The organism is Enhygromyxa salina (genome assembly GCF_000737335.2).
Classification (GTDB): domain Bacteria; phylum Myxococcota_A; class Polyangia; order Nannocystales; family Nannocystaceae; genus Plesiocystis; species Plesiocystis salina_C.
The window spans coordinates 13,631-38,787 of sequence record NZ_JMCC02000068.1; the positions used below are offsets into that span (position 1 = coordinate 13,631).

At 67.2% G+C, this 25,157-nt stretch carries 18 protein-coding genes and 1 pseudogene; 9 read left to right on the forward strand and 10 right to left on the reverse strand.

The annotated features are described in order from the left end of the window. Positions 1-65: 65 nt before the first annotated feature. From DB30_RS24575 to lon, 5 genes are all read right to left on the reverse strand, one after another. Positions 66-1,568 carry an NCS1 family nucleobase:cation symporter-1 gene (locus DB30_RS24575; protein WP_052553182.1) on the reverse strand — a complete coding sequence of 501 codons (1,503 nt, stop codon included), beginning with the start codon at positions 1,566-1,568 and terminating at the stop codon, positions 66-68. Positions 1,569-1,571: 3 nt separating this feature from the next. Beyond that, positions 1,572-3,053: a dihydropyrimidinase gene (gene hydA / locus DB30_RS24580; RefSeq protein ID WP_052553184.1), complete on the reverse strand. Its 1,482-nt coding sequence runs from the start codon at positions 3,051-3,053 to the stop codon at positions 1,572-1,574. 17 nt (positions 3,054-3,070) lie between these two features. After that, complete coding sequence (locus DB30_RS24585) at positions 3,071-3,937, reverse strand: nitrilase-related carbon-nitrogen hydrolase (protein WP_052553186.1); 867 nt, start codon at positions 3,935-3,937, stop codon at positions 3,071-3,073. A gap of 148 nt (positions 3,938-4,085) precedes the next feature. Beyond that, entirely contained in the window at positions 4,086-6,020 is a 1,935-nt protein-coding gene (gene dnaK / locus DB30_RS24590) for a molecular chaperone DnaK (RefSeq protein WP_052553188.1), read from the reverse strand. Between the two features lie 195 nt (positions 6,021-6,215). Continuing rightward, a complete protein-coding gene (gene lon / locus DB30_RS24595) occupies positions 6,216-8,585 on the reverse strand; it encodes an endopeptidase La (RefSeq protein WP_052553190.1) in 2,370 nt (789 codons plus the stop codon). A 196-nt stretch (positions 8,586-8,781) separates the two neighbouring features. On the opposite strand from lon, the gene DB30_RS24600 reads away from it, so the two are divergent. Beyond that, the gene (locus DB30_RS24600) at positions 8,782-10,692 is read left to right on the forward strand and encodes a sigma 54-dependent Fis family transcriptional regulator (protein WP_052553192.1); all 1,911 of its coding nucleotides are present in this window, start codon (positions 8,782-8,784) and stop codon (positions 10,690-10,692) included. 36 nt (positions 10,693-10,728) lie between these two features. Further along, complete coding sequence (locus tag DB30_RS24605) at positions 10,729-12,036, forward strand: lamin tail domain-containing protein (protein WP_052553194.1); 1,308 nt, start codon at positions 10,729-10,731, stop codon at positions 12,034-12,036. A gap of 99 nt (positions 12,037-12,135) precedes the next feature. On the opposite strand, the gene DB30_RS24610 is transcribed toward DB30_RS24605, so the two are convergent. Then, a complete protein-coding gene (locus DB30_RS24610) occupies positions 12,136-12,294 on the reverse strand; it encodes a hypothetical protein (RefSeq protein ID WP_153258398.1) in 159 nt (52 codons plus the stop codon). Positions 12,295-12,555: 261 nt separating this feature from the next. Between DB30_RS24610 and DB30_RS24615 the strand changes: the two genes are divergently transcribed. The 3 genes from DB30_RS24615 (at position 12,556) to DB30_RS24625 (ending at position 15,125) form a co-directional block, all read left to right on the forward strand. Then, a complete protein-coding gene (locus DB30_RS24615; RefSeq protein WP_052553197.1) occupies positions 12,556-13,332 on the forward strand; it encodes a ParA family protein in 777 nt (258 codons plus the stop codon). Further along, on the forward strand, positions 13,329-14,270 hold the full coding sequence (locus DB30_RS24620; protein WP_052553199.1) for a ParB/RepB/Spo0J family partition protein: 942 nt from the start codon (positions 13,329-13,331) through the stop codon (positions 14,268-14,270). Before DB30_RS24615 ends, DB30_RS24620 begins: the two co-directional genes overlap by 4 nt. A 132-nt stretch (positions 14,271-14,402) precedes the next feature. Beyond that, positions 14,403-15,125: a TIGR02266 family protein gene (locus DB30_RS24625; RefSeq protein WP_052553201.1), complete on the forward strand. Its 723-nt coding sequence runs from the start codon at positions 14,403-14,405 to the stop codon at positions 15,123-15,125. Between the two features lie 39 nt (positions 15,126-15,164). On the opposite strand, the gene folD is transcribed toward DB30_RS24625, so the two are convergent. Next, positions 15,165-16,025 carry a bifunctional methylenetetrahydrofolate dehydrogenase/methenyltetrahydrofolate cyclohydrolase FolD gene (folD, locus tag DB30_RS24630; RefSeq protein WP_052553204.1) on the reverse strand — a complete coding sequence of 287 codons (861 nt, stop codon included), beginning with the start codon at positions 16,023-16,025 and terminating at the stop codon, positions 15,165-15,167. Continuing rightward, the gene (locus tag DB30_RS24635; RefSeq protein WP_146660455.1) at positions 16,022-16,438 is read right to left on the reverse strand and encodes an FmdB family zinc ribbon protein; all 417 of its coding nucleotides are present in this window, start codon (positions 16,436-16,438) and stop codon (positions 16,022-16,024) included. The genes folD and DB30_RS24635 overlap by 4 nt, the downstream gene beginning before the upstream one ends. 215 nt (positions 16,439-16,653) lie before the next feature. On the opposite strand from DB30_RS24635, the gene DB30_RS24640 reads away from it, so the two are divergent. The 4 genes and pseudogenes from DB30_RS24640 to DB30_RS42435 all read left to right on the forward strand — a co-directional run bounded on the left by DB30_RS24640 (position 16,654) and on the right by DB30_RS42435 (position 22,795). Next, a complete protein-coding gene (locus DB30_RS24640) occupies positions 16,654-20,271 on the forward strand; it encodes a tetratricopeptide repeat protein (protein WP_052553209.1) in 3,618 nt (1,205 codons plus the stop codon). A 297-nt stretch (positions 20,272-20,568) separates the two neighbouring features. Beyond that, positions 20,569-21,372 (forward strand): FHA domain-containing protein, encoded by an 804-nt coding sequence (locus DB30_RS24645; RefSeq protein WP_052553211.1) that lies wholly within the window; start codon positions 20,569-20,571, stop codon positions 21,370-21,372. 7 nt (positions 21,373-21,379) lie between these two features. Next, a pseudogene (locus DB30_RS43165) lies at positions 21,380-21,961 on the forward strand (zinc-ribbon domain-containing protein); the annotation flags it as partial. A 168-nt stretch (positions 21,962-22,129) separates the two neighbouring features. Continuing rightward, positions 22,130-22,795 carry an FHA domain-containing protein gene (locus tag DB30_RS42435; protein WP_052553213.1) on the forward strand — a complete coding sequence of 222 codons (666 nt, stop codon included), beginning with the start codon at positions 22,130-22,132 and terminating at the stop codon, positions 22,793-22,795. 4 nt (positions 22,796-22,799) lie between these two features. Here the strand turns inward: DB30_RS42435 and DB30_RS24655 are convergent, their stop codons facing one another. Both DB30_RS24655 and DB30_RS24660 read right to left on the reverse strand, forming a co-directional pair. Next, entirely contained in the window at positions 22,800-23,138 is a 339-nt protein-coding gene (locus tag DB30_RS24655; protein ID WP_052553215.1) for a hypothetical protein, read from the reverse strand. Positions 23,139-23,241: 103 nt separating this feature from the next. Further along, the gene (locus tag DB30_RS24660; protein ID WP_052553217.1) at positions 23,242-24,558 is read right to left on the reverse strand and encodes a sigma-70 family RNA polymerase sigma factor; all 1,317 of its coding nucleotides are present in this window, start codon (positions 24,556-24,558) and stop codon (positions 23,242-23,244) included. Between the last annotated feature and the right edge of the window lie 599 nt (positions 24,559-25,157).

A 25,157-nucleotide genomic window follows, 5' to 3' on the forward strand; every position in this document is an offset into this window, starting at 1 on the left:
GCGGGCGAGGTCTCTCGCCCGCTTGCGGGAGCCTACTGGGGCCCCGGTCTGCAGCAAAGCCTGTTTCAGCCTGGGCGCTCGAGCGCACCCGTGAGCTGCTCTGCAGCGAACAGCTTCATGAACACCCAGTACAGTCCCCCGCCAAGCAGGAAGCCGACGAACCAGGCGTAGTCGTAGATCGTGTCCCAGATCGGAGCGACCGCGTCGAGGATCCCCGCCGCGTGCAGGAACCCGAGCACGTTGGGCACCACCGCGATAGCGAACGCGACCAGCGCCGCGAGGTTGAAGCCCTTGTAGTAGCGGTACGGCCCGTTGCGCTGATACAGACCCTGAAGATCGAGGTGGGTCCGCCGCAGGACAAAGTAGTCGATGATCAGGATCCCGCCGATCGGCCCGAGCAGCGCCGAGTAGCCGACCAGCCAGGTGAAGATGTAGCTACCGGTGCTCTCGAGCAGCTTCCACGGGAAGATGGCGATGCCGAGCCCAGCGGTCACGTAGCCGCCGATCCGAAAGCTAATTTTGCGCGGGTTGACGTTGATCATCGCGTTGGCGGGCGAGACCACGTTGGCCGCGATGTTCGTCGACAAGGTTGCGATGGTGAGCGCGAACAGCGAGAGCACGACCGTCACGCCGCCGCCCATCTTGCCCAGCAGCAGCGTGGGATCCCAGATCGGCGCGCCGTAGATCACCGTGGTCGCCGAGGTCACCGCGACGCCGATGAACGCGAACAAGGTCATCGTGGTGGGCAGCCCGATCGCCTGGCCGAGGACCTGATCGCGCTGCGACTTGGCGTAGCGGGTGAAGTCCGGGATGTTGAGTGACAGCGTGGCCCAGAACCCAACCATCGCCGTGAGGCTGGGGAAGAACACCTGCCAAAATTGGCCCTCGCGCGCGCCGCCCGGCCCGAACTGGCTGGGTGTCGAGAGCATCGGCCCAAACCCGTCGGCCTTGACGTAGGCCCACACCAGCAGCGCCAGGCCCATCACGATCAAGAACGGCGCGGCCGCGGACTCGAGCAGCCGGATCGACTCCACGCCGCGATGGATAATCACCACCTGCAGCGCCCAGAACCCCAAGAAGCAGCCAAACTCGGCGGCGTTGATGCCCAGCACCGGGAGATCGGCGAGCGCCGTCAGATCCGCGCCGACGATCACGTCCAAGAGCTGGAAGATCGCCGAGCCGCCCACCCAGGTCTGGATCCCGAACCACCCGCAGGCCACCAGCGCGCGCATCAAGCTGGGCACGTGGGCGCCGTTGATGCCAAAGCTGGCCCGCGCGAGCACCGGAAACGGCACGCCGTACTTGGTCCCGGGGTGACCGTTCAAGATCATCGGACCAAGCACGACCACGTTGCCGAGCATCACGGTGAGCACGGCCTGGGCCCAGTTCATGCCCTGATCGATCAGGCCGCCCGCCAACATATAGGTTGGCACGCACACGACCATGCCGACCCACAAGCTGGCCATGCTCATCACCGACCAGTGCCGGTCCGCGAGCGGGACCGGGCGGATGTCGTCGTTGACCAAGCCCGGATCAGGATCGTGCAGCGCGAGATCGGGCTGGGACATCGCCTACCCTTCCTCGGGCGTGGGCCGCGGGCGGTCGACCACCGAGGCCATGGCCGCAGCCCCCACTTTCCGATTGCGCAGCTGCTGCGCCTCCCAATACGGCGCGTGACAGGGGCGGTTGACGTAGCGCCCGGTCCCGCGCTCGGTGTTCAGCTGGCCGTTGTCGTAGACCACGCGCCCGCGCGAGAGCGTGTAGACCGGGTTACCGACCACCTCCATGCCCTCGTAGATCGAGAAGTCGATGTTCTGGTTGTGGGTCGCCGCCGAGATCGTGCGGTGCTTGTTTGGATCCCAGACCACGATGTCCGCGTCCGCGCCAACCGACAGCGAGCCCTTGCGCGGGTAGATGTTGAAGATCTTCGCCGCGTTCGAGGAGGTCACCGCCACGAACTCGCTTGGCGTCAGCTTGCCGCTGCGCACGCCGTGGTGCCACAGCACGGCCATGCGATCTTCGATGCCGTTGGTGCCGTTGGGGATCTTGCGAAAGTCGTCGACGCCCATGCGCTTTTGCGGCGTGCAAAAGCAGCAGTGATCCGTCGCGGTGGTCTGCAACATCCCTGAAGCCAGCCCGGCCCACAGCGCCTGCTGGTGGTGCTTGGGCCGAAACGGCGGGCTCATCACGTGGTGCGCGGCCCGGTCCCAGTCGCCGTCGCGGTAGACCGAGTCATCGATCACCAAGTGCTGGGCGAGGACCTCGGCGTAGACCCGCTGGCCCTCGAGCCGGGCCCGGGTCACGGCCTCGAGCGCGTCGATGCACGAGGTGTGGACCAAGTACAGCGGGACCCCCAGCACCTCGGCGATGCGGATCGCCCGGTTGGCGGCCTCGCCTTCGACCTCGGGTGGGCGCGAGAGCGGGTGGCCTTCGGGACCGCTGATCCCAGCCTCGAACACGCGCTGCTGCAGCGCCCACACCAGCTCGCCGTTCTCGGCGTGGACCGTGCAGATCGCCCCGAGCTCACCCGCGCGCGAGAAGCTGTTCACCAGCACCTCGTCGTCGCACATGATCGCGCCCTTGTAGGCCATGAAGTGCTTGAAGCTGTTGACCCCGTGCTTGTCGGTCAGGGTGCCCATGTCGGCGTGGACGCTGTCGTCCCACCAGGTCACCGCGACGTGAAACGAGTAGTCGCAAGCGGCCTTCTCGGCCCAGCCCCGCCACTTGGTGTAGGCGTCGAGCAGCGGCTCTTGGGGACTGGGGATCACGAAGTCGATCGCCATCGTGGTGCCACCCGCCGCGGCGGCCGAGGTGCCCGTGAAGAAGTCCTCGGACGCGACGGTGCCCATGAAGGGCAGCTCCATGTGGGTGTGCGGATCGATGCCGCCGGGCATGACGTAGGCCCCCCCAGCGTCGATCACCCGCGCGCCCGCGGGCGCGTCGATTTCGGGAGCGACGCCGGTGATCAGCCCATCTTCGATGAGCACGTCACCCCGGCGTTCGTGATCGGCGGTCACCAAGGTGCCGCCGCGGATCAGTACCTGCTTGGACATGGGCTTGCTCGTGCGCGCTAGATCTTGGTGAGCTCGTCGTAGGCTTCGGGGCGGCGGTCGCGATAGAACTGCCAGGTCGATCGGACCTGATCGATCACCGACAGATCCAGATCCGCGACGATCAGCTCGTCGTTGTCCTCGGACCCCGTCGCAACGAACTCACCGCGGGGATTGACGAAGTAGCTGGACCCGTAGAACTTGCCGATCTCCCACGGCGGCTCGACGCCGACCCGGTTGATCGCCCCCACGTAGTAGCCATTGGCGACCGCATGGGCGGGCTGCTCGAGCTTCCACAGATACTGCGAGAGCCCCGCCACGGTCGCGCTGGGGTTGAACACGATCTCGGCGCCGTTGAGGCCAAGGCAGCGGGCCCCCTCGGGGAAGTGCCGGTCGTAGCAGATGTAGACGCCAACCTTGGCGTAGCGGGTCTGGAACACCGGGTAGCCGCCGTTGCCGGGCTTGAAGAAGAACTTCTCCCAGAACCCCGCGACCTGCGGGATGTGCTGCTTGCGGTACTTGCCGAGGTAGGTGCCGTCGGCGTCGATCACCGCCGCGGTGTTGTAGTAGACCCCGCGCATGGCCTTCTCGTAGATCGGGACGACCAGCACCATCTCGTGCTTCTTGGCGTAGGCCGCGAGCCGCTCGGTGGTTGGGCCCGGCACGGCCTCGGCCGACTCGTACCAGCGTGGATCCTGGCTGGGGCAGAAATACGGGCCGTTGAACATCTCCTGCAAGCACAGGATCTGCACGCCCTTGGCACCGGCGTCGTCGATCATCGGCAGGTGTTTTTGCAGCATCGCCTCGCAAATTTCGGCGACGGGGCGGCTCTCGTCATTGATCGGGTTCGCGCACTGAATCAGCCCGCAGCGTACAGTCTCGGCCATGTTCGATATCTCGCTTGGTCTTCGGGTTGGAGGCTGCCCCACCTTACAGTGGGGTGCGCGCCAGAATCCAGGACAACCACAAACAAAAGCAGGGAACCCAAGATGGGCTCCCTGCTGTTCAGCCAGAGTCGGCTGTGGGGGTTGAGGATCAGTTCTTCTCTTCGAACTCGGCGTCGATGACGTCACCGTCGTCGCTGCCGCTGGCGGGCTCACCCGCGTCGGCGCCCGGCGCCGCGCCAGCTGCCCCCGGATCGAAGCCGGCTTCTGCACCCGGCTCGCCACCTTGACCATACATCGCCTGCGCGAGCTTGTGCGAGGCCGCGGTCAGCTTCTCTTGAGCCGCCTTCACCCGATCGGTGTCGTCGGACTCGAGCGCCGCCTTGGCGTCGGTCAGGGCCGACTCGACCTCGACCTTGGCCTCGGCCGGCAGCTTGTCGGCGTTCTCGCCGAGCAGCTTCTCCATCTGCAGGATCGTCGCGTCGAGCTGGTTGCGGTTCTCGACCGCCTCACGCCGCTTGTTGTCCTCGTCCTCGTGCTGCTTGGCGTCGTCGACCATGCGCTCGATGTCCTTCTCGGACAGGCCGGAGCTGGCGGTGATCGTGATCTTCTGCTCCTTGCTGGTGGCCTTGTCCTTGGCCGAGACGTTGACGATGCCGTTGGCGTCGATGTCGAAGGTGACCTCGATCTGCGGCACGCCGCGCGGCGCTGGCGGGATCCCGACCAGGCTGAACTTGCCGAGCGGCCGGTTGTCGTTGGCCATCTTGCGCTCGCCCTGCAGCACGTGGACTTCCACGCTGGGCTGGTTGTCGGCGGCGGTCGTGAAGGTCTCGGACTTGCGGGTGGGGATCGTGGTGTTGCGTGGGATCAGCACCGTCATCACGCCACCAAGGGTCTCGATCCCGAGCGACAGCGGGGTCACGTCGACGAGCACGATGTCGCTGACATCACCGGACAGCACGCCGGCCTGAACCGCGGCGCCAAGGCCAACGACCTCGTCCGGGTTGACGCCCTTGTTTGGACCCTTGCCGAAGAACTCCTCGACGGCCTTTTGGACCATCGGGATGCGGGTCGAGCCGCCGACGAGCAAGACCTCGTCGATCTGGCCCTTGTCCTTCTTGGCGTCCGCGAGCGCCTTCTTGACCGGCTCGATGCTGCGCTTGACCAGGTCGTCGACCATCGACTCGAAGCGAGCCCGCGACAGCTTGATCTGCAGGTGCTTGGGGCCGGTCGCGTCAGCGGTCAAGAACGGCAAGTTGATGTCGGTCTCGGTTGCGTGCGAGAGCTCGATCTTGGCCTTCTCGGCGGCGTCCTTGAGGCGCTGGCGAACCAGCTTGTCGGCGCTGATGTCGAGGCCGGTGTCCTTCTTGAACTCTTGGATCAGCCAATCCATGATCCGATCGTCGAAGTCGTCACCGCCAAGGTGGGTGTCGCCGTTGGTCGAGATGACCTCCACGACGTTCTCGGCGACCTCGAGGATCGAGATGTCGAAGGTGCCGCCGCCAAGGTCGTAGACCGCGATGATCTGCTCGCCCTCGGTGCCCTTGGCCCGGCCGTAGGCCAGCGCGGCCGCGGTTGGCTCGTTGACGATGCGCTTGACCTCGAGGCCGGCGATCCGACCGGCGTCCTTGGTCGCCTGCCGCTGCGAGTCGTTGAAGTAGGCCGGGACCGTGATCACGGCCTCGTTGACCGGCTCGCCGAGGTAGTCCTCGGCCGCCTTCTTGAGCTTCATCAGCACCCGGGCGCTGATCTCGGGCGGCGGGTAGTTCTTGCCGCGGACGTCGAACTCGGCGGCGCCGGTGCTGCCCTTGACCACGTGGAAGGGCACGCGCCCGACTTCGCTCTCGATCTCATCAAAGCGCCGACCGATGAAACGCTTGGCGGAGAACACGGTGTTCTCGGGGTTGGTGATGGCCTGGCGCCGCGCCTGCTGACCGACGAGCACGTTGCCGTTGGCCTCGAACGCGACGACCGACGGGGTCGTGCGACCGCCTTCTTCGTTGGTGATGACTTTGGGCTCGTTGCCCTCCATCACGGCGACGACGGAGTTGGTGGTCCCGAGGTCGATACCGATAATCTTGCCCATGATGATGAGATCCTTTCTGGTTGTAGATGCGAAGGGCGTGCGCCCTGGCTGGTGGACCCGCGGCGACCATCTGTCATGGTCGGCTGCACGGATCGTGCTGGAAGCCGGTTTGGGGTGGTCGGCGCGGAACCTAAGACGCCGACTTGGGATGTCAACGCCGTGCAATCTGGCCCGACATGCCGCGAGCGGCAGGCCTCACTTCGGCTCTTCGGGCTCCTCGAGGGCCGCCGCGAGCACATCGTCGACGCGCTTGGCGTGGACGATCTCAATCTCGTTGCGAATCTCCTCGGGGATGTCGACGACGTCCTTCTCGTTGCGGTCTGGCAGGATAATTCGGCGAATTCCGGCCCGATGAGCCGCCAGCAGTTTTTCTTTGATCCCGCCGACCGGCAGCACCAACCCGCGCAACGTTATCTCGCCTGTCATCGCGACGTCGGCCCGCACGCAACGACGGGTGAGCAATGACACGAGGGCCGAAAAAATCGCGACCCCAGCCGAGGGACCGTCCTTGGGGATCGCCCCCGCCGGCACATGGATGTGGATGTCACGGCCCTCGAGCGCGTCGGTTGGGATCCCAAGCGTCTCGAGGTGACTCTTGAGGTAGCTCATCGCCGCCTGGGCCGACTCTTTCATGACGTCGCCGAGCTGGCCGGTGAGCATGAGCCCGCCCTTGCCGGGCATCGCGGTCGCCTCGATGAACATGATCTCGCCGCCGGTCGGGGTCCACGCCAAGCCGGTCGCGACGCCGGGCGACGCGGTGCGATCGGCCATCTCGGGCAAGAAGCGCTGCGGGCCAAGAAAGTCTGGGATGGACTCGGCCGTGATCTCGACCTCGCCCTCGACCTCGCCCTCTACGAACTTGACCGCGACCCCGCGGACCACCGACGAAATCTCGCGCTGGAGATTGCGGACCCCAGCCTCGCGCGTGTAGCTGTCGATCATCTCCATGATCGCGTCGTCGGCGAAGCGCAGCGTGAGCTCGTCGCGCTCGAGCCCGTGCTCGCCGATCTGCTTGGGCAGCAAGAACCGACGCGAGATCGCCAGCTTCTCTTGCCGCGTGTAGCCCGGCAACTCGAGGATCTCGAGCCGGTCACGCAGCGCGGGCGGGATCGGATCGATGGTGTTGGCGGTCACGATGAACATGACCCGGGACAGATCGAACGCGACCTCGAGGTAGTGATCCGAGAAGCTGTGGTTTTGCTCGGGGTCGAGCACCTCGAGCAGCGCCGAGGCGGGATCCCCCCGGAAGTCGTGGCCGAGCTTGTCGATCTCGTCGAGCACGATCACGGGGTTGTTGGTCCCTGCCCGCTTGAGCGCTTGGATCAGCCGACCGGGCAGCGAGCCGACATAGGTGCGCCGATGCCCGCGGATCTCGGCCTCGTCGCGCACGCCGCCCAGGCTGATGCGAACGAAGCTGCGCCCGATCGCCCGGGCGATGCTCTTGCCCAGCGACGTCTTGCCCACGCCGGGCGGACCCACCAGACAGAGGATTGGCCCCTTCTTGCTGGCGTTGAGCTTGAGCACCGCCATGTACTCGAGGATCCGCTTCTTGACCTTCTCTAGATCGTAGTGGTCCTCGTTGAGCACGTCGCGGACCGCCGAGATCTCCAGCCGATCCTCGGTCGAGGTGCTCCACGGCAGATCGACCAGCCACTCCAGATAGGTGCGGGTCACCGTGTACTCGGCGCTCGACGGCTGCATTTGCTTGAGCCGGTTGAGCTGCTTGAGCGCGGTCTTCTCCGCCTCCTCCGACATCTTCGCGTCGGCGATCTTCTGCTCGAACTCGTCGGCGTCGGCGTGCTCGTCGTCGATCTCGCCCAGCTCGCCCTTGATCGCCTTGAGCTGCTGACGCAGGACGTACTCGCGCTGCGAGTGGCCCATCTCTTCTTGGACCTGCGTGTTGATGCGCTCGCGGATCTCCAGGATCTCGAGCTGGCGGGTCAACAAGGTCAGGACCTTGCGCAGCCGCGACGAGACATCGAAGGCCTCGAGCACCTCTTGCTTCTCGGCCGGCTCGATGTCGAGGTTGGAGGCGACGAGATCGGCGACTTGGCCCGCCGCGGTCACGCTGTCGAGCAGCGCCGCGGCCTCGCGCGGGAGCTCGGGGACCAGCGAGATCAGCTTTTTGGCGGTCTCTTTGATGTTGGCGACGAGCGCCTCGGCCTCGAGCGGCGAGGGCTCGATCTCCGGCAGCTCCGTCACCCGGGCCTGCAAGAACGGCTCGTTCGAGACCAGCTGGTCGATCTTGATGCGCATGACCCCTTGCAAGATCACCGAGTAGTTGTCGCGCGCGAGCTTGATGACCTTGAGGATTCGGACCGCGCATCCAACCTCGTGCAGGTCCTCCGCGCCCGGCTCTTCGGTCCGAGACTCGCGCTGCATCACGATCCCGATCACCGGCCGCTCGGACGCGATCGCCTCTTCAATGAGCTTGACCGACTTGGGTCGGCCAACGTCGATCGGGATGATCGAGCCGGGGAACAGCACCGAGTTGCGCAGCGGCAGCAACGAGACAACCTCGGGGAGGTCCTTGAGTTCTTCGATCTGCGACTGCGGGTTGGTCATGTGGGGTGGCCCCGGAAAGCGGCCCAAACGTATCATTGGCGCCCCTGCTGTCAACCAAGCAAATTGCGAAGAACGGGGCCAAAACAGCATCCAGGAGCGTGTCTCGTGATCCGAAGGGCGCTGTCGCGCGACCCTCGAGCCGATCGCCGATGACAGACCTATCGGCTGTCCGTGCCATCGGGTAGAACCACAGTTGATGGCGCTGCGCGTGATCGTTCGTGCCGGCCCCGACGTCGGCCACGGCGTCGGGCTGCGACGTGACGAGGCCTTGAGCGTCGGCCGCGGCGAGGGAGAGGGCCTCAAGCTCGGAGACCTCGCGGTCTCGCGCCACCACCTCAGCCTGCAGCTCAGCGACGACGAGCGCGTCCGCGTGATCGAGGTCGCAGGCGTCAATCCAGTGTGGACCGTCCTCAATGGCGAGCGGCGGACCCTATCGGGCGGGGAGCTGCTCGATCCCAGCGCCGCGTTGACGGTTGGAAACACGACCCTCGGCTTCGAGCCTGATCTGGGCGGCGTGGCTGGCTCTTTGGACGGCGCGGCTGCGCGAGGCGGCGTGGACCCATCCGGCCGCCCAGAGGCCACAGCGGGCTCGACGAGCGCCGACGGCCGCGGGACGATCGAGATGGACGTGCGCCAGACTGGGCGGACCCGCCTCGCTGCGCTGGCCGCCCTCGGAGATCGCCTGGCCCGCTGCGGATCGCTGCAAGCCGTGTACAGGACCGCCAGCGAGTGGGCCATCGAGGCGCTCCCGGTCGCCCGGGCCCTGCTGTTGAGCTCCGATGGCACCGACATCCTCGCCGCCGCGACCTCCGGCCCCGTCGTCGATCTCGCGATCTCGCGTACCTTGCTGCACCGGGTCTTGTCCGAGCACCGCGCGGTGCTGGTGCGCGACGTCCTCGCGGAGCCAGAGCTCGCGGACCGCCGCTCGGTCCAGGTTCGCGGGATCTTGGGCGCGATGGCGGCTCCGGCCCGCAACCTGATCTTCTACGCAGAGTGGGGTGCCAAGGAAGCCGTGCAAAATCGCGGGGACGACAGCGCGCTGACGCTGCTCGTGTGCGCAGCCCAGCTGCTCGACGCGCTTGGAGACAGCGCCAACGAGCGCAGCCAAATGCGGGCGGCGCTGGCCCAGCGCGGCTCCGCGGAGCCCGGCCGCATCGTGGGGGGCTCCGCGGCGATCAAGCGGCTTCACGTGTTCCTCGAGCGCGTCGCGGCGACCAACGCCACCGTGTTGGTCAACGGTGAGAGCGGCACGGGCAAAGAGCTCGCGGCCCGCATGATCCACGCCCTGTCACCCCGCGCGAGCCGGCCCTTCATTGCGATCAACTGCGCCGCGGTGCCTGAAAATCTGCTCGAGAGCGAGTTCTTCGGCCACGAGAAAGGCGCGTTCACGGGCGCCGTCAGCCGTCACGAAGGCGTGTTCGAGCGGGCCCACACTGGCACCTTGTTTCTGGACGAGATCGCCGAGATGGCGCCCGCGACCCAGGCCCGCATGCTCCGCGTGCTCGAGAGCCGCAGCTTCACCCGGGTTGGCGGCACCGAAGAGGTCAACGTCGACGTGCGCCTGATCGCCGCGACCCACCGCGATCTGCGACAACGGGTCACGGAAGGTCGATTTCGCGAGGATCTGCTGTACCGCCTGAGCGTGATCCAGACCCGGCTCCCGCCGCTTCGCGAGCGACGCGACGACATCCCCGAGCTGGTCCGGCACTTTTGCGAGGTGCTGGGCGACGACATGGGACGCCACGTCGACCGGATCGCCGCGGACGCGCTGCAGGTGCTCTGCAACTATCGCTGGCCGGGCAACGTCCGCGAGCTCCGCAACGTCGTCGAGCGCGCGCTGGTGCTGGGAGACGGACCAGAGCTCGAGCTCGATGATCTCCCGCCCGAGCTGAAGCTGGCCGGGCCACCCACTGGCGCGGTGGTGGGCGAGGCACCCAGCGTCGGGATCGGCGCGACCGTGGGCACGATCTTGCCGCTCGCCGAGCTCGAGACCCAGGCGATCGCCGCCGCGCTCGTCGCCACGGGGGGCAACAAGGCCCGCGCGGCCGCGCTGCTCGGCATCGATCGGACCACCCTCTATCGCAAGCTCAAAGATCAGAGCAGCTGACCGCAACACCGGCGATCGCGGGCCGACAAGCTTGGCATGCCCGCGTCAGCCCGCCTCACCGCCTCCGTCCTGTCCCTGATCACTTGCGCATGCCTCGAGCCACCCGAGCTCGACGAGCTCAGCGCACCGCTCGCAGATCTGGGTGGCGTCGACACCTGGGGTCCGCTCGACGGCACCCCCATCCCCAGCTTTCCCGACGACGACACCGGGATGCCCGGGCCCGCTGGGACTGCCGGTGAAGCCGACGACGGCGGCACCCACGTCGACCCCTCGCTCGCGCAGCTGCGCATCACCGAAGTGCTCGTCGACCCCCCGGGCAAAGATGGCGGCGCGGACTCGCCGGAGTTCATCGAGCTACAAAATATCAGCGCTGAACCAATGATCCTCGACGGCCTGAAGATCGACGCGCGCAGCTGGCCCGTGCTCGACGCGAGCGAGCTCGGGCTGGTCGGGTTCAGCCTCGCCCCCCAGGCGCGGCTGGTCGTGCAACGCTGGGCCACCGACGCAGACCCCGCGCTCGCCACCATGCGCGTGGTCGACGCGGCGACCTTCGTTGGCTTCCTCCACTCGGGCGGACTGCGCAACGTCGATGGCCTGATCGCGGTCGGCGGGGCATCGGAGGTCGTCGACGAATTAGTCTATGGCGCCGAACCCGACCCCCGCCCCGACGCGTGGGTTGGCGCGCCCGTGGCGAGCCCAGGCGGCGGCCGATCACTGTGTCGAAAGGATCCCAGCGCCGACCACGACGACGCCTCGGACTGGTCGGAGTGCGCCCCATCACCGGGTCTCGTCAACGACAACGACCCCGACAAGGCACCCGTCGAGCCGGTGCCGATCCCGCCAGGGGCCCTGCAGATCGTCGAGGTCTCGGCCAATCCACCAGGCCCTGCCTCAGACGAAAAGCTTCATGAATTCGTAGAGATCATTAATTTATCTAATGTAGAAGTTGAACTCTCTGGGTGCCGGATCGGCGACGCGTTGGCCCACGACGCCCCCGGCGTCGATCCGCTCGAGTACCTCGCGGGTGACGGCGGCTGCGGCTCACCAACTTGCCTCGCCCCCGGTGCCCGCGCGCTCCTCGTCGGGCAGGGCTACCTCGGCCCGCTCGGGCTTGGCCTGGTCCTGGCCACGGACGACAGCACGATCGCAGATGGTGGATTAACCAACACCGAGCCAGTGGTCCTGTGGGCTCCCAACAACGACATGATCAGCAGTTACCGGGTCTGGTCCGACCCCGCGGGCGAGCCGCTGCCCGCTGATGAGCAGCCGCTCCATCGCCTCGACCCGATCGCCGACGACGAGCCGCAGAACTGGATCTCGGCGCCACCCACCCCCGGTGAGTGAGCAAAAAAACAGCCCGGCGCCACAGTCGTGGCGCCGGGCTGGCAGCGTGATGACCGGATGCTCGTGACCCAACGAGCACCCAAGCGAGAGGTGCGCGCCTCATTCCCAGCGGTCGCGCTGGGGACGGGAGTAGATTTCGTCGGCGGCCTCGAGCTCCTTGATCAGCTCGAGCTCGTCCTTGCCGAACTCGCGGTCTCCATAGTCAAAAGACTCGCGCTGGAATTCTTCGAAGCTGCTGAAACGGCGGCGGAAGTACATGCTGGTCGTGCTCCTGAAAGGTCGAGAGGTGGGGTCGCTGGCTCGAACGTTGTTTTGGCGGTCTGTTGGCCGTTTCGAGCGGGACTCGGTGGCGACGAGGAGACAGTAAGACCTTGACCCACATGTAGGCAAAAAACCTACTCACAATTCTCGCCTGCCCGTTTCGGCGGCCAGTGGTAAGGATGGGCGCCCGTGCCCCCGGCCAAGACACGCACCGCGTCACCCCAGCCAGCGAACGCCCGCGCGACGCGGACCGCCGTGATGGCGATCAGCAACCAAAAAGGCGGCGAGGGCAAGACCACCACGGCGGTCAACCTCGCGGCGAGCTTGGCCGCGGCCGAGCGTCGCGTGCTGCTCATCGATCTCGACCCGCAGGGCAACGCCAGCTCCTCGGTCGGCTACCCGCGCGGCGCCGCCACTCGCGGCAGCTACGATCTACTGCTCGGCCAAGCCGAGCTCGAAGAGGTCGTCCACGCGACCGAGCTGCCAACCTTGAGTGTGGTGCCCGCGTCCCCGGACCTCGCGGGGGCCGAGATCGAGCTTGTCGGGTTCGAGCGGCGCGAGTCGGTGCTCGCCGCCGCGTGCGAGCGGGCCCGCGGGCGCGCGCACTTCAATTGGGACTTCGTGATCCTCGACTGCCCACCCTCGCTCGGGATCCTCACCCTCAACGCGTTGGTCGCCGCCAACTCGGTGCTGATCCCCATGCAGGCCAAGTACTTCTCGCTCGAGGGACTCGGCGCGCTGGTCGGTACGATCGAGCGGGTCAAGGCGGCCCTCAACCCTACCCTCGCGCTCGAGGGCATCGTGTTTTGCATGTACGACCGGCGCACCAACCTCGCCCAACAGGTGGTCACGGAGGTCCAGTCACACTTCCCTGGGCAGGTGTTCGAGACCATGATCCCGCAGAACGTTCGACTCAGCGAGAGCCCGAGCTTCGGCAAGCCTGCCCTGCTCTATGACATCGAGAGCAAGGGCGCCCAGGCCTACCTGACGCTGGCCAAAGAGCTGCTCGAGCGACGGCAGGCGGGGCAGTCGTGAGTCGACCGAAGCGCCCAGCGCTCGGCCGCGGGCTCGGGGCGCTGATCCCCCCGCCGCCGGCCCCTGCCCCGACGCCCTCGCAGCAGGCGGGGCAGGTCGCGAGCGACGGCCCGAGCGGGATCCCCAAGCAGCTGGCGATCGAGGCGATCGAGGCCAACCGCGAGCAACCGCGCAAGCGCTTCGATGACGAGCGGCTGCGCGAGCTGGCCCAGAGCATCAGCGCCCAGGGGATCATCCAGCCGATCGTCGTCACGCCGCTCGAGCGTTCAGCTTCGGGATCGGGGCCGGCCTATCAGATCCTCGCGGGTGAGCGACGCTGGCGGGCAGCCCAGCTAGCGGGGCTGCACACCGTCCCCGTCGTCATCCGCGACACCCCCGAAGCGGAACGGCTCGAGATCGCGCTGGTGGAGAACCTTCAGCGAGCGGACCTCGACGTGATCGAAGAAGCGCGGGCCTTCGAGGCGCTCATCGATCTTCACGGGTACACGCAGGTCGAGCTCGCGAGCCGGGTCGGCAAGGATCGCAGCAGCGTCGCCAACGCCCTGCGCCTGCTCAAGCTCCCATCCAAGGTTCAAGATCTGATCATAGAGGGTCAGCTCGGCATGGGGCACGCCCGCGCGTTGCTGGGTCTCGAGAGCCCCGCCCAGATGCGCGAGCTCGCCCTCGAAGTTGTCCGAAAGGGCATGAGCGTGCGCCAGACCGAGGCCGAGGTGCGACGTCGCGCTCGCCCCGAACCACCCGCGCCCGTCCCCGACGACGAGAAGAAACGTCACGAGATCATCGTCCGCGACCTCGAGGCACGAATTCGTCGGCACCTGGGCGTCCAGGCCCGTCTGCGCACCGGCAGCAAGCCAAAGGGGCCTGGCACGATCGAGCTCCCCTACGCGGATCTCGACGAGTTGCAACGCTTGCTTCACCACTTGCTGGGCGACAAGTGAGCAGCCCACCGACGGTAGTTTTTGTCGCCGTCGGCATCGAGGCTGCTATGTTGACGCCATGATCCGCGGGGTCCATGGGTGCGAGCCCAACCAATCTCGCCGCGACCGGGGCAGTGCAGATCGAGGTTGGATTTGACGACCGAGAGCGGCACCAAGCTCGAACGAGCGCCCCGCGTGGGGATGGTCCTCGAGGTCAAGTACCGCAACGCGGGCCAGTTCTTGGTCTCCTACTGCACGAATTTGTCCCGCGGCGGGCTGTTTGTCAGCACCCGTCAGCCCGAGCCCGTTGGCACCGAGCTGGTGCTCTCGCTGCGGGTCCCCGGACGCGCGGTGCCAGTGGTGCTGCGCGCTCGCGTCCGTTGGAGTCGGGCGGAAGACAACGACGAAGGTCCAGCAGGCATGGGCTTGAGCTTCGCAGACGTCGACGCGGTGCTCGGCGATCACATCGACACCTTGGTGACCAACGCCGAGCCGCTGAGCATCGACCTGATCGGTCGCAGCGACCACGCGTCCGCCCACCTCCACGCGCTGCTGCGCTCGTTGGTGACCTGTCAGACCCGGCAGCTGGCGCTGCGTCCCGGGGTCGCCCAGACGATCGGCCAAGTCGACTTGGTCGTCGTCGACGTCGACGGCGATCCGCCAAACGCCGTGGACTTGATCGTCGATCTTCGCCAGCGCCCCGAGCCACCCCCGATCTTGGCGCTGTGTGACGCCCGCGATCCAGATCTGCGGGCCCGCGTTGGCCGCTATGCGAGCGTGGTTCCAACGCCAGTCGACAAGCGCGAGCTGCAGCTGAAGGTGCTCGAGACCCTCGGGCAAGTGCAGTTCATCCGCACGTCGATCCCAGACTGCTAGAGCTTCCCCGCCCGCCTCGCAGGTCGCGAGCGCGCAGCTTCAGACGGCTTCGGCAGCGGTGACGACGTTGGCCAGCAGGCAGGCGATCGTCATCGGACCCACGCCGCCCGGGACCGGGGTGATCGAGCCAGCTCGCGCCGCCGCGGCCGTGTACTCGACGTCACCGAGCAGCCTGGGCTTGGGTCCGCCGTCGTCCACCCGGTTCATGCCAACGTCGATCACGCAGGCCCCCTCGCGGATCCACTCGCCGCGGATCAGCTCTGGACGACCGACGGCTGCGACGATGATGTCGGCGCGGCGCACCTCGGCTTCGAGATCTTGGGTGCGCGAGTGCGCCATGGTCACGGTCGCGTTCGCGTGCAGCAGCAGCTGCGCGACCGGCTTGCCGACGATGTTCGAGCGGCCGACCACCAGCGCGCGCTTGCCTGCCGGGTCGACCCCCGCGAGCTCGATCAAGCGCATGCACCCTTGCGGCGTGCAGGCGACGAAGCGCGGGGTGCCCAGCATCAGCAAGCCCAGGTTGTCGGGGTGGAAGCCGTCGACATCCTTGCGCGGATCCACGGCCTGCAGCACCCGCTGCTCTTCGACCCCATCCGGCAGCGGCAGCTGGACCAGGATCCCGTGGACCGTGGCGTCAGCGTTTAAACTGGCGATGAGCTGCAGCAGCGCGGCAGTCGAAGTCGACGCAGGCAGCCGATGGTCGCGGGTTGCGATGCCCACCTTGGCCGCCTTCCGCTCCTTGCTGCGCACGTAGATGTTCGAGGCCGGATCGTCTCCGACGAGGACCACGGCGAGGCATGGCGCGATCCCCCGCGCCTTGCTGGCCTCGACGCGCTCACGCAGCTGCGCGAGCAAGCGGGAGGACAGGGCCTTGCCATCGAGGATCATCGCGTTGCTCATGCTGCCGAGTTCGAGCTCGATGAGCCGCCCGAGGAAGAGCCGGACCCCCCCGAAGAAGAGCCGGAGCCGGAGCCGGAGCCGGACGATGAAGATGAAGACGGCGACGAAGCCGGCGTTGACGAAGTCCCGCTCGCGCCCGTGCTCGAACTCTTGCCTGCGCTGTCCGAGGCCGACCCACTAGAGCTGGCCCCAGACTTCGCCGCGCCAGCGTCTGGCTTGGCGTCACCAGGTTTGGCGCTTGCGTACAGATCGTTGTACCAACCGCCACCCTTGAGGTGGAAAGCCGCCGCGGTCATGAGCTTGCTCAGCGGCTGGCCACAGGTCGCACAGCTCTCGATCGGGGGGTCGCTGATCTTTTGAAGGTGCTCTTCATGCGCACCACATGCTTCGCAACGATAGCGATAGATCGGCATCGCCGCCGAGAGTAGGCTCGTCGGCCGCCAGGTCAACCCCGTCCGGTCGTGGGGCCAAGGGTGAATTCTCGCATCGCGCGCGGAATGAACACCAATTGGCCCGGAACCGATCGACGCACTCGCGCGTCCAGCACCCTGAATTGAATTCGACGGACCTCGGGCGGCGAAGCTCAGACACCGCCGCACGCCCGCCCAACGCCTGCTAGGATCGCCCTGTGCCGCGCTCGCGCCACCCGAACCGGCCTCTCCCTCTTCGCTGTGCAGACCGCCGACGCGTCGGGCCGGCCAGCAAGCTGATCAGCTTGGTCGGCTTGGTCGGCTTGATCGGCTTGGGCAGCGCGCTGGCGCTGCCCGTGGCCGCCGCCCCGCCAGACGACTGGACGATCGAGACCCAGCCGGACGACGACAAGCTCGTCAAACAACGCTTCGACAAGCTCCGCGCCAACCCCTTCGACGGCAAGCAATGGCGCGCGCTAGAGAAGGCGCTTGGCCGCGGCGGGCTGATCAGGCGGATCGAGTCGGCCTCGGATCGCGCGCCTAGCAACGTCGCGCTCCAGATCCTGCGCGCCCAGGCCGACATGCTGCAGGGCGACCCCACGGCCGCTGCCGCGCGGCTGGCCAAGCTGCACGGCAAGTCCGGCAAGTGGGACAAGCGGGTGTTCGACATGCGCATCGACGCCCTCGAGCAAGCCAAGTCGTGGGCCGAGGCGATCGACGCCCTCGAGCTCGAGGCCAAGGCAGACTCGAAAGAAGCCGAGCGCCTGCTCGAGCGCGCCTACAAATTGGCCGACCGCGCCTCCATGCACGAGCGCGCGCTCGACCTCGCCAAACAGCTCGCCGCCAAGCTGCCCAAAGACGTCAGCGCGATCGTTCGGGTCGCACGGGCCGCGCGTGGAGCCGGCAACCACGAAGAGTCCGATGGGGCCTACCAAAAGGCGATCGCCAAGGCCAAGGGTGAGGCCAAGAGCGAGCTCGTCGCCGAGCGGGCCCGCGCCATGATCGACGCCGGTCACCCGGGCGATGCCGCCGAGCTGCTGTGGGAGCTTCTAGACGACGCCGCCCGCGGCCGCGCCGATCAGCGTGAGGGCTGGTGGGACGACCTCGAGACCTGCTACCGCAAAGAAGCCCGCTCCGAGATCCTCGTCAGCGAGCTGCGCAAGTGGCTCGAGGACGCGAAGCACGGCAAAGAGGTCGCCGCTTGGCAGGCGCTCGCGCGCGCGCAGAAGGCCGCCGGACAAAACCCGATCCCCGCGCTCAAGCAGGCGATTGATCTCGCCCCGCGCGATCCAGTCGCCCGGGCTGCGTTGATCGAAGCCCTGGAAGAGCAAGGCGAGTCGGCCGCCGCGCTCGAACAGTATCGCGAGCTCAAGGGCCGCAGCTCGGAAGAAGTCCGGCTCGGGCTCGAGATGGCGGAGCGCCTGCTCACCAACGGCGAGCGCGACACGGGACTCGAGATCGCCGCAGAGATCCGTCAAAACGGCTCCCGCGACAGCGACACCCTGCTGCTGCTGATCGAGTTCTACAACAACGTCGACGAGCGAGACCTCGCGCTCGACACGGCGCAGTCGCTCGTCAAGATCGCAGGCCGCAGCGCCGACGCCCGGATCGCCCTTGGCGAGCAGTTATGGGAGATGGGCCAGCGCAAAGAGGCGCTCGCCCAGTGGGAGCAGCTACCCAAGCTGGTCCGCCCAAGCCACAAGGGCTGGTACCGCCACGCGGAGATCCTCGCCGACCACGCGACGATCGATCGCAACTTGCGGGACACGGCCCTCGACTCGCTCGAGAAGGCGCTCGGGTCCAAGCCGAGCGAGCCGACCTACCTGCGCTTGCAGGCGATGCTCGAAGAAGAGCGCAACCGACCCGACCGCGCCCTGGAGATCTGGGAGAAGGTTCGGGACGTCGCGCAGGACCCCACGCAAGAGCTGCTGCGCGCCGAAGCACGCACGCGCATCGTCGAGCTTTTGGTCGGGCCTGGGCTGCCAAAGCGCGCGGAAAAGCGAGCGGCAGCGATCGCCGCCGCCGAGCTCGCCCTGAACGGCGGCGCCTCCCCTGCGGCCCTGGAGGCAGGTCTGTTCCTCGCCGAGCTGTACTCGCGCGAAGAGAACTACCCCAACGCCGTGCAGATGTTCACCAAGCTGCGCGACCTGTTCCCCGCCGATCCCGACCGCTTGATGGAGCTGGCGATCGCCCAGCGTCGCGCCGGGCAGCCAGGCGAAGCCGTCCGCACCCTCGAGAAATTGCTGCCGCTGTCCCCCGCGCGGGAGGTCGACGCGCTCGTCATGTTGACCGAGCTCTCGCACGAGCTCGACAAGCCGGAACAGGCCCGAGAAGCGGCCGTGCGGGCGCTCGGGCAAGGCTCGAGCGGGGTCCGGGCGCTGCTGCGTCTGGGCGAGCTCAGCGAGCGCCGCGGCGACATCGATCAGGCCATGTGGTGCTATCAGACCGTGCTCGAGGCCGAGCCCGACCACGCCCGCACGCGCATGCGCTTGGCGGAGCTTCAGCTGACGACGGGCGACGTCCCAGGCGCGGCGGCCAGCTTCCGCGAGCTGCTCGAGTCCGGTGGGCCCAGCGATCTCATGCGCGAAGCCGGAGCCCGCGCGCTGGATCTCGCCGAGGTCACCGAGTCAATCAACGAAGTGCTCGAGCTCGCCGTCAAACGAACCAAGCGCGAACCCAACGCCGACGAACCCCGCGACTTCTTGCTCTCCACCCTCGATCGCGTGGACCTTGCCCAAGTCGAAGCATGGCTGCGCGCTGGCGGCAACGCTCGCAACGAAGACCGCGTCGCCGCGATGCGTCGACCGCTGGTCGCCGCGCTCTCGCGTGGCTCGATCAACAACCGCATGAGCGCCGCGGAGCACCTCGGTGAGCTCGGCCTGCCCGACACCGCCGTCCACCTCGCCCGTACCGGCGCCAACTTGCAGCCCCCGCGAGACGCCACCCATGCTGTCCGCCAGCGCTTCATCGCCGCCCGGGTCGCGGCGACGCACGCGGCCGGGGAGCTCGACGATCCCGAGTCGATCCCGGTGATGGCCGAGATCATCTCCGATCGCGGGGTCGACGGCCCCGTCCGCGCGGCGGCGTTCTGGGCGTTGGCCCGCAGCAGCGATCCGGCCGCCGCCGAGCCGCTGCGTCAGCGGATCCGCGGCCAAGATGACGAGGTAGCGATCACCCTCTCGTGCCTTGGCCTCGCGCGCCTGTCTCGTGACGAGCACCGCGTGGAAGATCTGATCATCATCGATCGCATCGCGCGTGACTCCTCACGAGCATCGGTCCGGCGAGCGTGTGCCTTCGCCGCCGCAGCGCTCACACCCGACTTTCGCGTCGTTCGCCTGCATCCCCAGCTGCAGGACGCCGACCCCTTCATCGCAGCGATCGCGGCCTGGCGGATCGGGCAGGTCGAGCCCGCCAAGATCCGAGATGACGGTATCGAAGCGTTGTTTCGGGTGTACTTCGGCGCGGGCGGGTTGCCGCGCGATGCAGCGATCGCCAGCCTCGCCCGGCTACTCGGCAGCGATCCGCCGGCCAGCGGAGTCGCCTCGCCGCCGGCCTCGCGCCAGCGCAACTGGGACACCGTCGTCGAGCGCTGGCTCGTCGATCACCTCGCGCCCGAGGTAGATCCGCTGTCGCCAACAGCCGTCGCCGCTCGCCTTCCTCAGGTGCTCGCTGCGTGGCAGGCCAGCATCGCGGGGACCCGCGCAGAGCTGAGCGCCGCTCGAGAGGCCGCGCGCGCATGCGGCCAACTCCCCAGCGACGCCCCAACCAACAAAGAACGCCCAACGCAGCTGTGCCTCGAACCGCTCGTGCGTGGAACCGTCGAGATCCCCAAGTGAGGGCCGCTCCGCGCCCACGCAACCAAAACCAGGCATCGGCCCGAACACCTGAACACCCGCGTCGATCGAGGGCCCCCGCGATCTGCGAGCCCGGCCTTGGTTGACAAGGTCTGGCGTGCAGCGCGAGGATTCGGGCACATGGAACTAGGCCTCGCGTGCCCGGTCTGCGGCCAACTGAACATGATCCGGACCACGAGCTGCAGTCGCTGTGGCACCGTGTTGGCTCCTGCGGCGCAGGTGCACGCGCCGGCGCCGGGACCACGTCCAGGCTCGCCGCTGCAAAATCAACCCGCACCGATGGCGCCTCCACCCCAGGCACCACCGGCCGCGGCGCCTCCACCCCAGGCACCACCGGCCGCGGCGCCTCCACTTCGCTTCGATCCAAACACTGGCCAGCCGCTCGACGACGACAACAAGCAGGCCGTCAAGACGATGTTCTTCGGGGCGCTGCAGCAGCAAGCCGTGGCACCCCGGCTCGTCGTCATCAAGGGCGAAGGTGGCGACGGCGTCACCTACCACTTGAGCGGCACAACCCACATCGTTGGCCGCACCCAGGGCGACATCAAGTTTAGCGAAGACGTGTTCTTGACCCCCGAGCACGCCAAGTTCTCGGTCCAGAGCGGTCGGCTGTTCGTCCAGGATCTGAGCAACAACAACGGCGTGTTCGTTCGCATCAAGCGGCCGACACCGCTCGACCACGGCGATCTGTTCCTCGTGGGCGAGCAGCTGCTCGAGCTCGACAGCGAGGCGCTGCCCGAGTACGGCGCCAACGAGGCCGGAACCTACTTCTACGGCAGCCCGCGGCCCGACGGGGCGTTTCGTGTGATTCAGCTCCTCGCTGGCGGCGGTCAGGGCTTGGTCAAGTCAGCAAACGCGACGACCATGACCATGGGCCGCGAAGCCAACGATCTCGATTTCCCCGACGACCGGTTCATCTCCGGGCACCACGCCAAGCTCGACCTTTCCGACGACGCCAAGGTCCTGCTCACCGATACCGGCTCTCGCAACGGCACCTTCGTGCGCATCAAGGGTGCACAGGAGCTGTTCCACGGCGACTATCTGTTCGTCGGTCAGCAACTCTTCCGCGTCGAGATCTCATGAGGCACCTGTGATCGTCTGCCCCAACTGCGGCAAGGAAAACCAAGACCACTACAAGTTCTGCCTTGGCTGTGGTGCCAAGCTGCCAGCGCCTGGTCAGGCGGCCGCCCCCGTGCAGCCGCCGCCGCCAAGCGTGGTGCCGCCACCCATGGCCCCCAGCCCGCCGCAGTACGCGGCTCCGGGTCCGCAAGCAGCGCCCGCTCCTGCGCCGATGCAGCCGCAAGCCTACGGATCGCCGCCGGCGCCCCCGGCCCCAGGGCAGTCGCAGCCGCAGCCGCAGGCCTACGGCTCGCCTCCCGGCGCACCCCCGGCCCCCGTTCCGCAGCCCCAGGCCTACGGACCGACCGGAGCGCCCCCGGCCCCCGTTCCGCAGCCCCAAGCCTACGGACCGACCGAGGCCCCCCCGGCTCCAGCCCCGCCAAAGCCGCCCCAGCCAGGGCCGTACGGTCAGTCACAGCAGGGCACCTACGGACAAGCGAGCGGCGCCGGGCAACCCTACGGTGGACAAGCAGCGCCTTCGTCGGGACCTCGCAGCTGCCCGAATTGCGGGACGGTAAACCCTCCCCAGTTCAAGTTCTGCGGGGCCTGTGGAAACAACCTCGAGGCGGCTCCCACCCCGCCGCCCGCTCAGGCGCCAGCTCCTCCCCAGCCAAACACATCGGTCGGGCCCGCGCCTACCCAGTCGTCACCCCAGTCGCCTCCCCCGCCGCAGCACAACCCACCGGCGCAACCGATCGCGCCCGCGGCCAAGACCATGTTCATGGACGCGAGCCAGCGACCCGCGATGGCAGGAGGGATCGCCACGATCCGCATGGTGCTGCTGCGCGAAGATGGGACAGAGGGCGGCGTGCTCGTCATCGAGGGTGGCCCAGAGACGATCGGCCGCGAACACGGCCCACCGTTTGACTCCGACGCCTACCTCGATCCCCGTCACGCCGAGCTCACCGCGACGCACGAAGGGCTGCTCATCGATGCGAGCGGGTCGGTCAACGGCGTGTATCTCAAGCTCGAGGGCCGCGCGGAGCTTCAGCACCGTGACTTCTTCCGGGTCGGTCAAGAGCTCCTGCTCTACGAAGACCTGCCGGAGCCCACGCCCACCGCGGACGGCACCGAGCGCATGGGGAGCCCCAACCCAGGCTACTGGGGTCGCGTCAGCGTGATGGTCAGCCCCGACCGCATCGCCGCGGCGTACCCCGTCAAGAGCGAAGGCGTGGCGATCGGCCGGGAGAACGGCGAGATCACCTTCCCCGACGATGGCTACGTCTCAGGTAGCCACTGCCGCGTGTTTGGCGATGATGACGGAGTGTTTCTCGAAGACCTTGGCAGCTCCAACGGCACCTACATGCGGGTCCGTCCGGGCCAGCTGATTCGGCCAGGCACGCTGATCTTGATCGGCCAGCAGCTGTTCCGAATCGAGCTCACGTAGATCTTCAGTCGCTGACATTCAGGCTGGGTGCGCTCACCGTGAGCGCACCCAGCAGTCGTTCGTGGGTCCCGTCCGCGAACACCAGCTCGACGTCGACGAGGCCGGCGCGCGGCAACGGGGGTACCTGAACGCTCAAGCGTTGTCCGTCGAGCACCGCCGAGTGAGCGGCGACACCGTCGACGAGCACGATCGCCGCGCCATGGCCGTTGAGGTCCCCGATCAACTCGAGCTCCCCGCCGGACTGCGCCAGACGCTGTTGCGCCAGCGTGATCTCTTGCGACACACAACTGCCGGCGAGCACGACCGCGATGATCAGCAGCGCTCGACCCCGCAACCAGGACACGCCGCAGTCTAGCAGGGCGTGGAAGTTCGGCGCGCGTCAATGAAATCGGGCACGGTGACACCCCTTCGATGTCACCGTGCCCGACGTGGTCACCACGCGCCGACTACATCAGCTCGAGGCGCTTGAGCTCGCGCCGGATCTTCCCGAGCGCCTGCTCTTGAAGCTGCCGAATGCGCTCGCGAGACAGCGAGTACTGCCCACCGATCTCTTTGAGGGTGAGCTCGTCCTCGTCGATCAGGCCAAACCGCTTGCGAATGATGTCGGCCTCGATCGGTCGCAGCTTGGACACGAGCCGCTTGACCTGCTCGTTGAGCGCATCGGCCTCCAGCCCCTCACCCGGGGTCTCGGCGTTCTCGTCTTCGAGGAAGTCACCCACTCGCCGACCGTCGTCATCGGACACGGGCTTGTCGATCGAGATCGGGCTGTCGACCAGCATCGTCCCCATCTTCTCGATCTTCGAGAGGGCGAGCCCCGTGTGCTTGGCCAGCTCTTCGCGGGTTGGTTCGCGGCCAAACTTGGCCTCGAGCTCTCGGCGCGCCTTGTTGACCTTGTGGTACGCGTCGATCATGTGGACCGGGAGTCGGACCTGCCGACCTTTGTCTGCGATCGCGCGGCTGATCGCGTGACGGATCCACCAGCTGCCGTAGGTCGAGAACCGGAACCCCTTGCGATAGTCGAACCGATCCACCGCCTTCATGAGCCCGATGTTGCCCTCTTGGATCAGATCCTGAAGCGGCATCCGGCCGTGGTTGAAGCGCCGGGCGATCGACACCACGAGGCGGAGGTTGGCCTTCACGAACGCGTTCTTGGCTGAACGCAAGCGCCGACCCGCGACACGAATGTCTTTTGCGTACTCGGCGAAGGGCCGGCTGCCGTCGCGCGGCGGCTTGACCTCGAGCTGCAACCCGTGACGGGTGCCCGCCTCGATCGCGTTGACGTCGGCCGCGAGCTGATCCGCGACGATGTTGTCGGTGTCGAGGTCGAGCATGCGCTCGGTGAGCGCGAGCATGGCGGCGTCGAAGGCGTCCTTGTGGGCCCGCGTCTCGCGATCTCGCAGGTTGCGAGACGACTTGCGCACGGCCCGAAGCTCCTTCGACGGAACCTCGTCGTTGTCGATCTGCTGCTCGATCGCGGTGACGATCGCGTCAATGAAGGGTGGATACGAGAGGATCGCCTGCCAATAGGCGCTGCGAAGCCCAAAGATCCGGGTTGCTGCCTCGAGCTCCTGCTCGGCGCTCATCACGTCGAGATCGGACATCTCGCGGAAATAAACGCTGAGGAAGTTGGCCGAGTCCGCGTCGCTCTTGGCCCGAGCAGCGCTCTTTCCGGTGGTCTTGCCCGCGCCCTTGGGCCAGGTCTTGGTACGCGATGAGCGAGCGAGCTGCGGGGGTGCTCCGCGGGTGACCTTGCGACGTGCCATGATGTTCTCTCATTTCTGCGCACAAGGCGCTTGCCAGAGCCGGGTGGACGCGGGTGCGGCTCCGATGAGCCTGGGACAGAAGGTGGGCGCGGAACCGTTGGTCTCGATCTTTATGCCCGAGTTAACATGCCCGATGAGAAACGATGCCTTCGCAAAGACGCTCGAGCGTGGCGAAGTGTTCGGCGCGGTGGACCAACGCGAACAGGGGTGCTTCACTGACACGACAGCGCGTGTCGGGTTTCGCCGGGGACGAGGTACCCCGATGTAGGACGATCCAACAGCGGTGAAGTTGGTTCTCGGCAACGGCGAACGACGGTGCGAGCACTGTGCCACCGCGGGTGCCGGCTCTGGATCGATCGGCGCGCGCGGCGAGCGAAGGGTCCCGAGAAACGGCTCGATGACCTACCTAGGTAAGTCTACGCAGGCATTGGCGGCTCCAACTCGCCCAGCCGGCCCGCGCGCCGTGCATGAAATCGTCACATTTTCGGCGCTTCGTGCCAGGCGGCAACGCTCTCTTTGGATCCAAGGGACAATGGCAATTCGACACACTGGCGTCGATCTACGACACATTTGTCACTCGGTTCGCTGCCCGGCTACTA

Excerpts from the sequence above, each read along its gene's own strand:
- DB30_RS24600 (WP_052553192.1), top strand. The coding sequence starts at position 8,782 with ATGGCGCTGCGCGTGATCGTTCGTGCCGGCCCCGACGTCGGCCACGGC.
- DB30_RS24615 (WP_052553197.1), top strand. The coding sequence starts at position 12,556 with ATGGCGATCAGCAACCAAAAAGGCGGCGAGGGCAAGACCACCACGGCG.
- DB30_RS42435 (WP_052553213.1), top strand. The coding sequence starts at position 22,130 with ATGGACGCGAGCCAGCGACCCGCGATGGCAGGAGGGATCGCCACGATC.
- lon (WP_052553190.1), bottom strand. The coding sequence starts at position 8,585 with ATGACCAACCCGCAGTCGCAGATCGAAGAACTCAAGGACCTCCCCGAG.
- DB30_RS24645 (WP_052553211.1), top strand. The coding sequence starts at position 20,569 with ATGGCGCCTCCACCCCAGGCACCACCGGCCGCGGCGCCTCCACCCCAG.
- hydA (WP_052553184.1), bottom strand. The coding sequence starts at position 3,053 with ATGTCCAAGCAGGTACTGATCCGCGGCGGCACCTTGGTGACCGCCGAT.
- dnaK (WP_052553188.1), bottom strand. The coding sequence starts at position 6,020 with ATGGGCAAGATTATCGGTATCGACCTCGGGACCACCAACTCCGTCGTC.
- DB30_RS24660 (WP_052553217.1), bottom strand. The coding sequence starts at position 24,558 with ATGGCACGTCGCAAGGTCACCCGCGGAGCACCCCCGCAGCTCGCTCGC.
- folD (WP_052553204.1), bottom strand. The coding sequence starts at position 16,025 with ATGAGCAACGCGATGATCCTCGATGGCAAGGCCCTGTCCTCCCGCTTG.
- DB30_RS24605 (WP_052553194.1), top strand. The coding sequence starts at position 10,729 with ATGCCCGCGTCAGCCCGCCTCACCGCCTCCGTCCTGTCCCTGATCACT.
- DB30_RS24585 (WP_052553186.1), bottom strand. The coding sequence starts at position 3,937 with ATGGCCGAGACTGTACGCTGCGGGCTGATTCAGTGCGCGAACCCGATC.
- DB30_RS24635 (WP_146660455.1), bottom strand. The coding sequence starts at position 16,438 with ATGCCGATCTATCGCTATCGTTGCGAAGCATGTGGTGCGCATGAAGAG.
- DB30_RS24610 (WP_153258398.1), bottom strand. The coding sequence starts at position 12,294 with ATGTACTTCCGCCGCCGTTTCAGCAGCTTCGAAGAATTCCAGCGCGAG.
- DB30_RS24575 (WP_052553182.1), bottom strand. The coding sequence starts at position 1,568 with ATGTCCCAGCCCGATCTCGCGCTGCACGATCCTGATCCGGGCTTGGTC.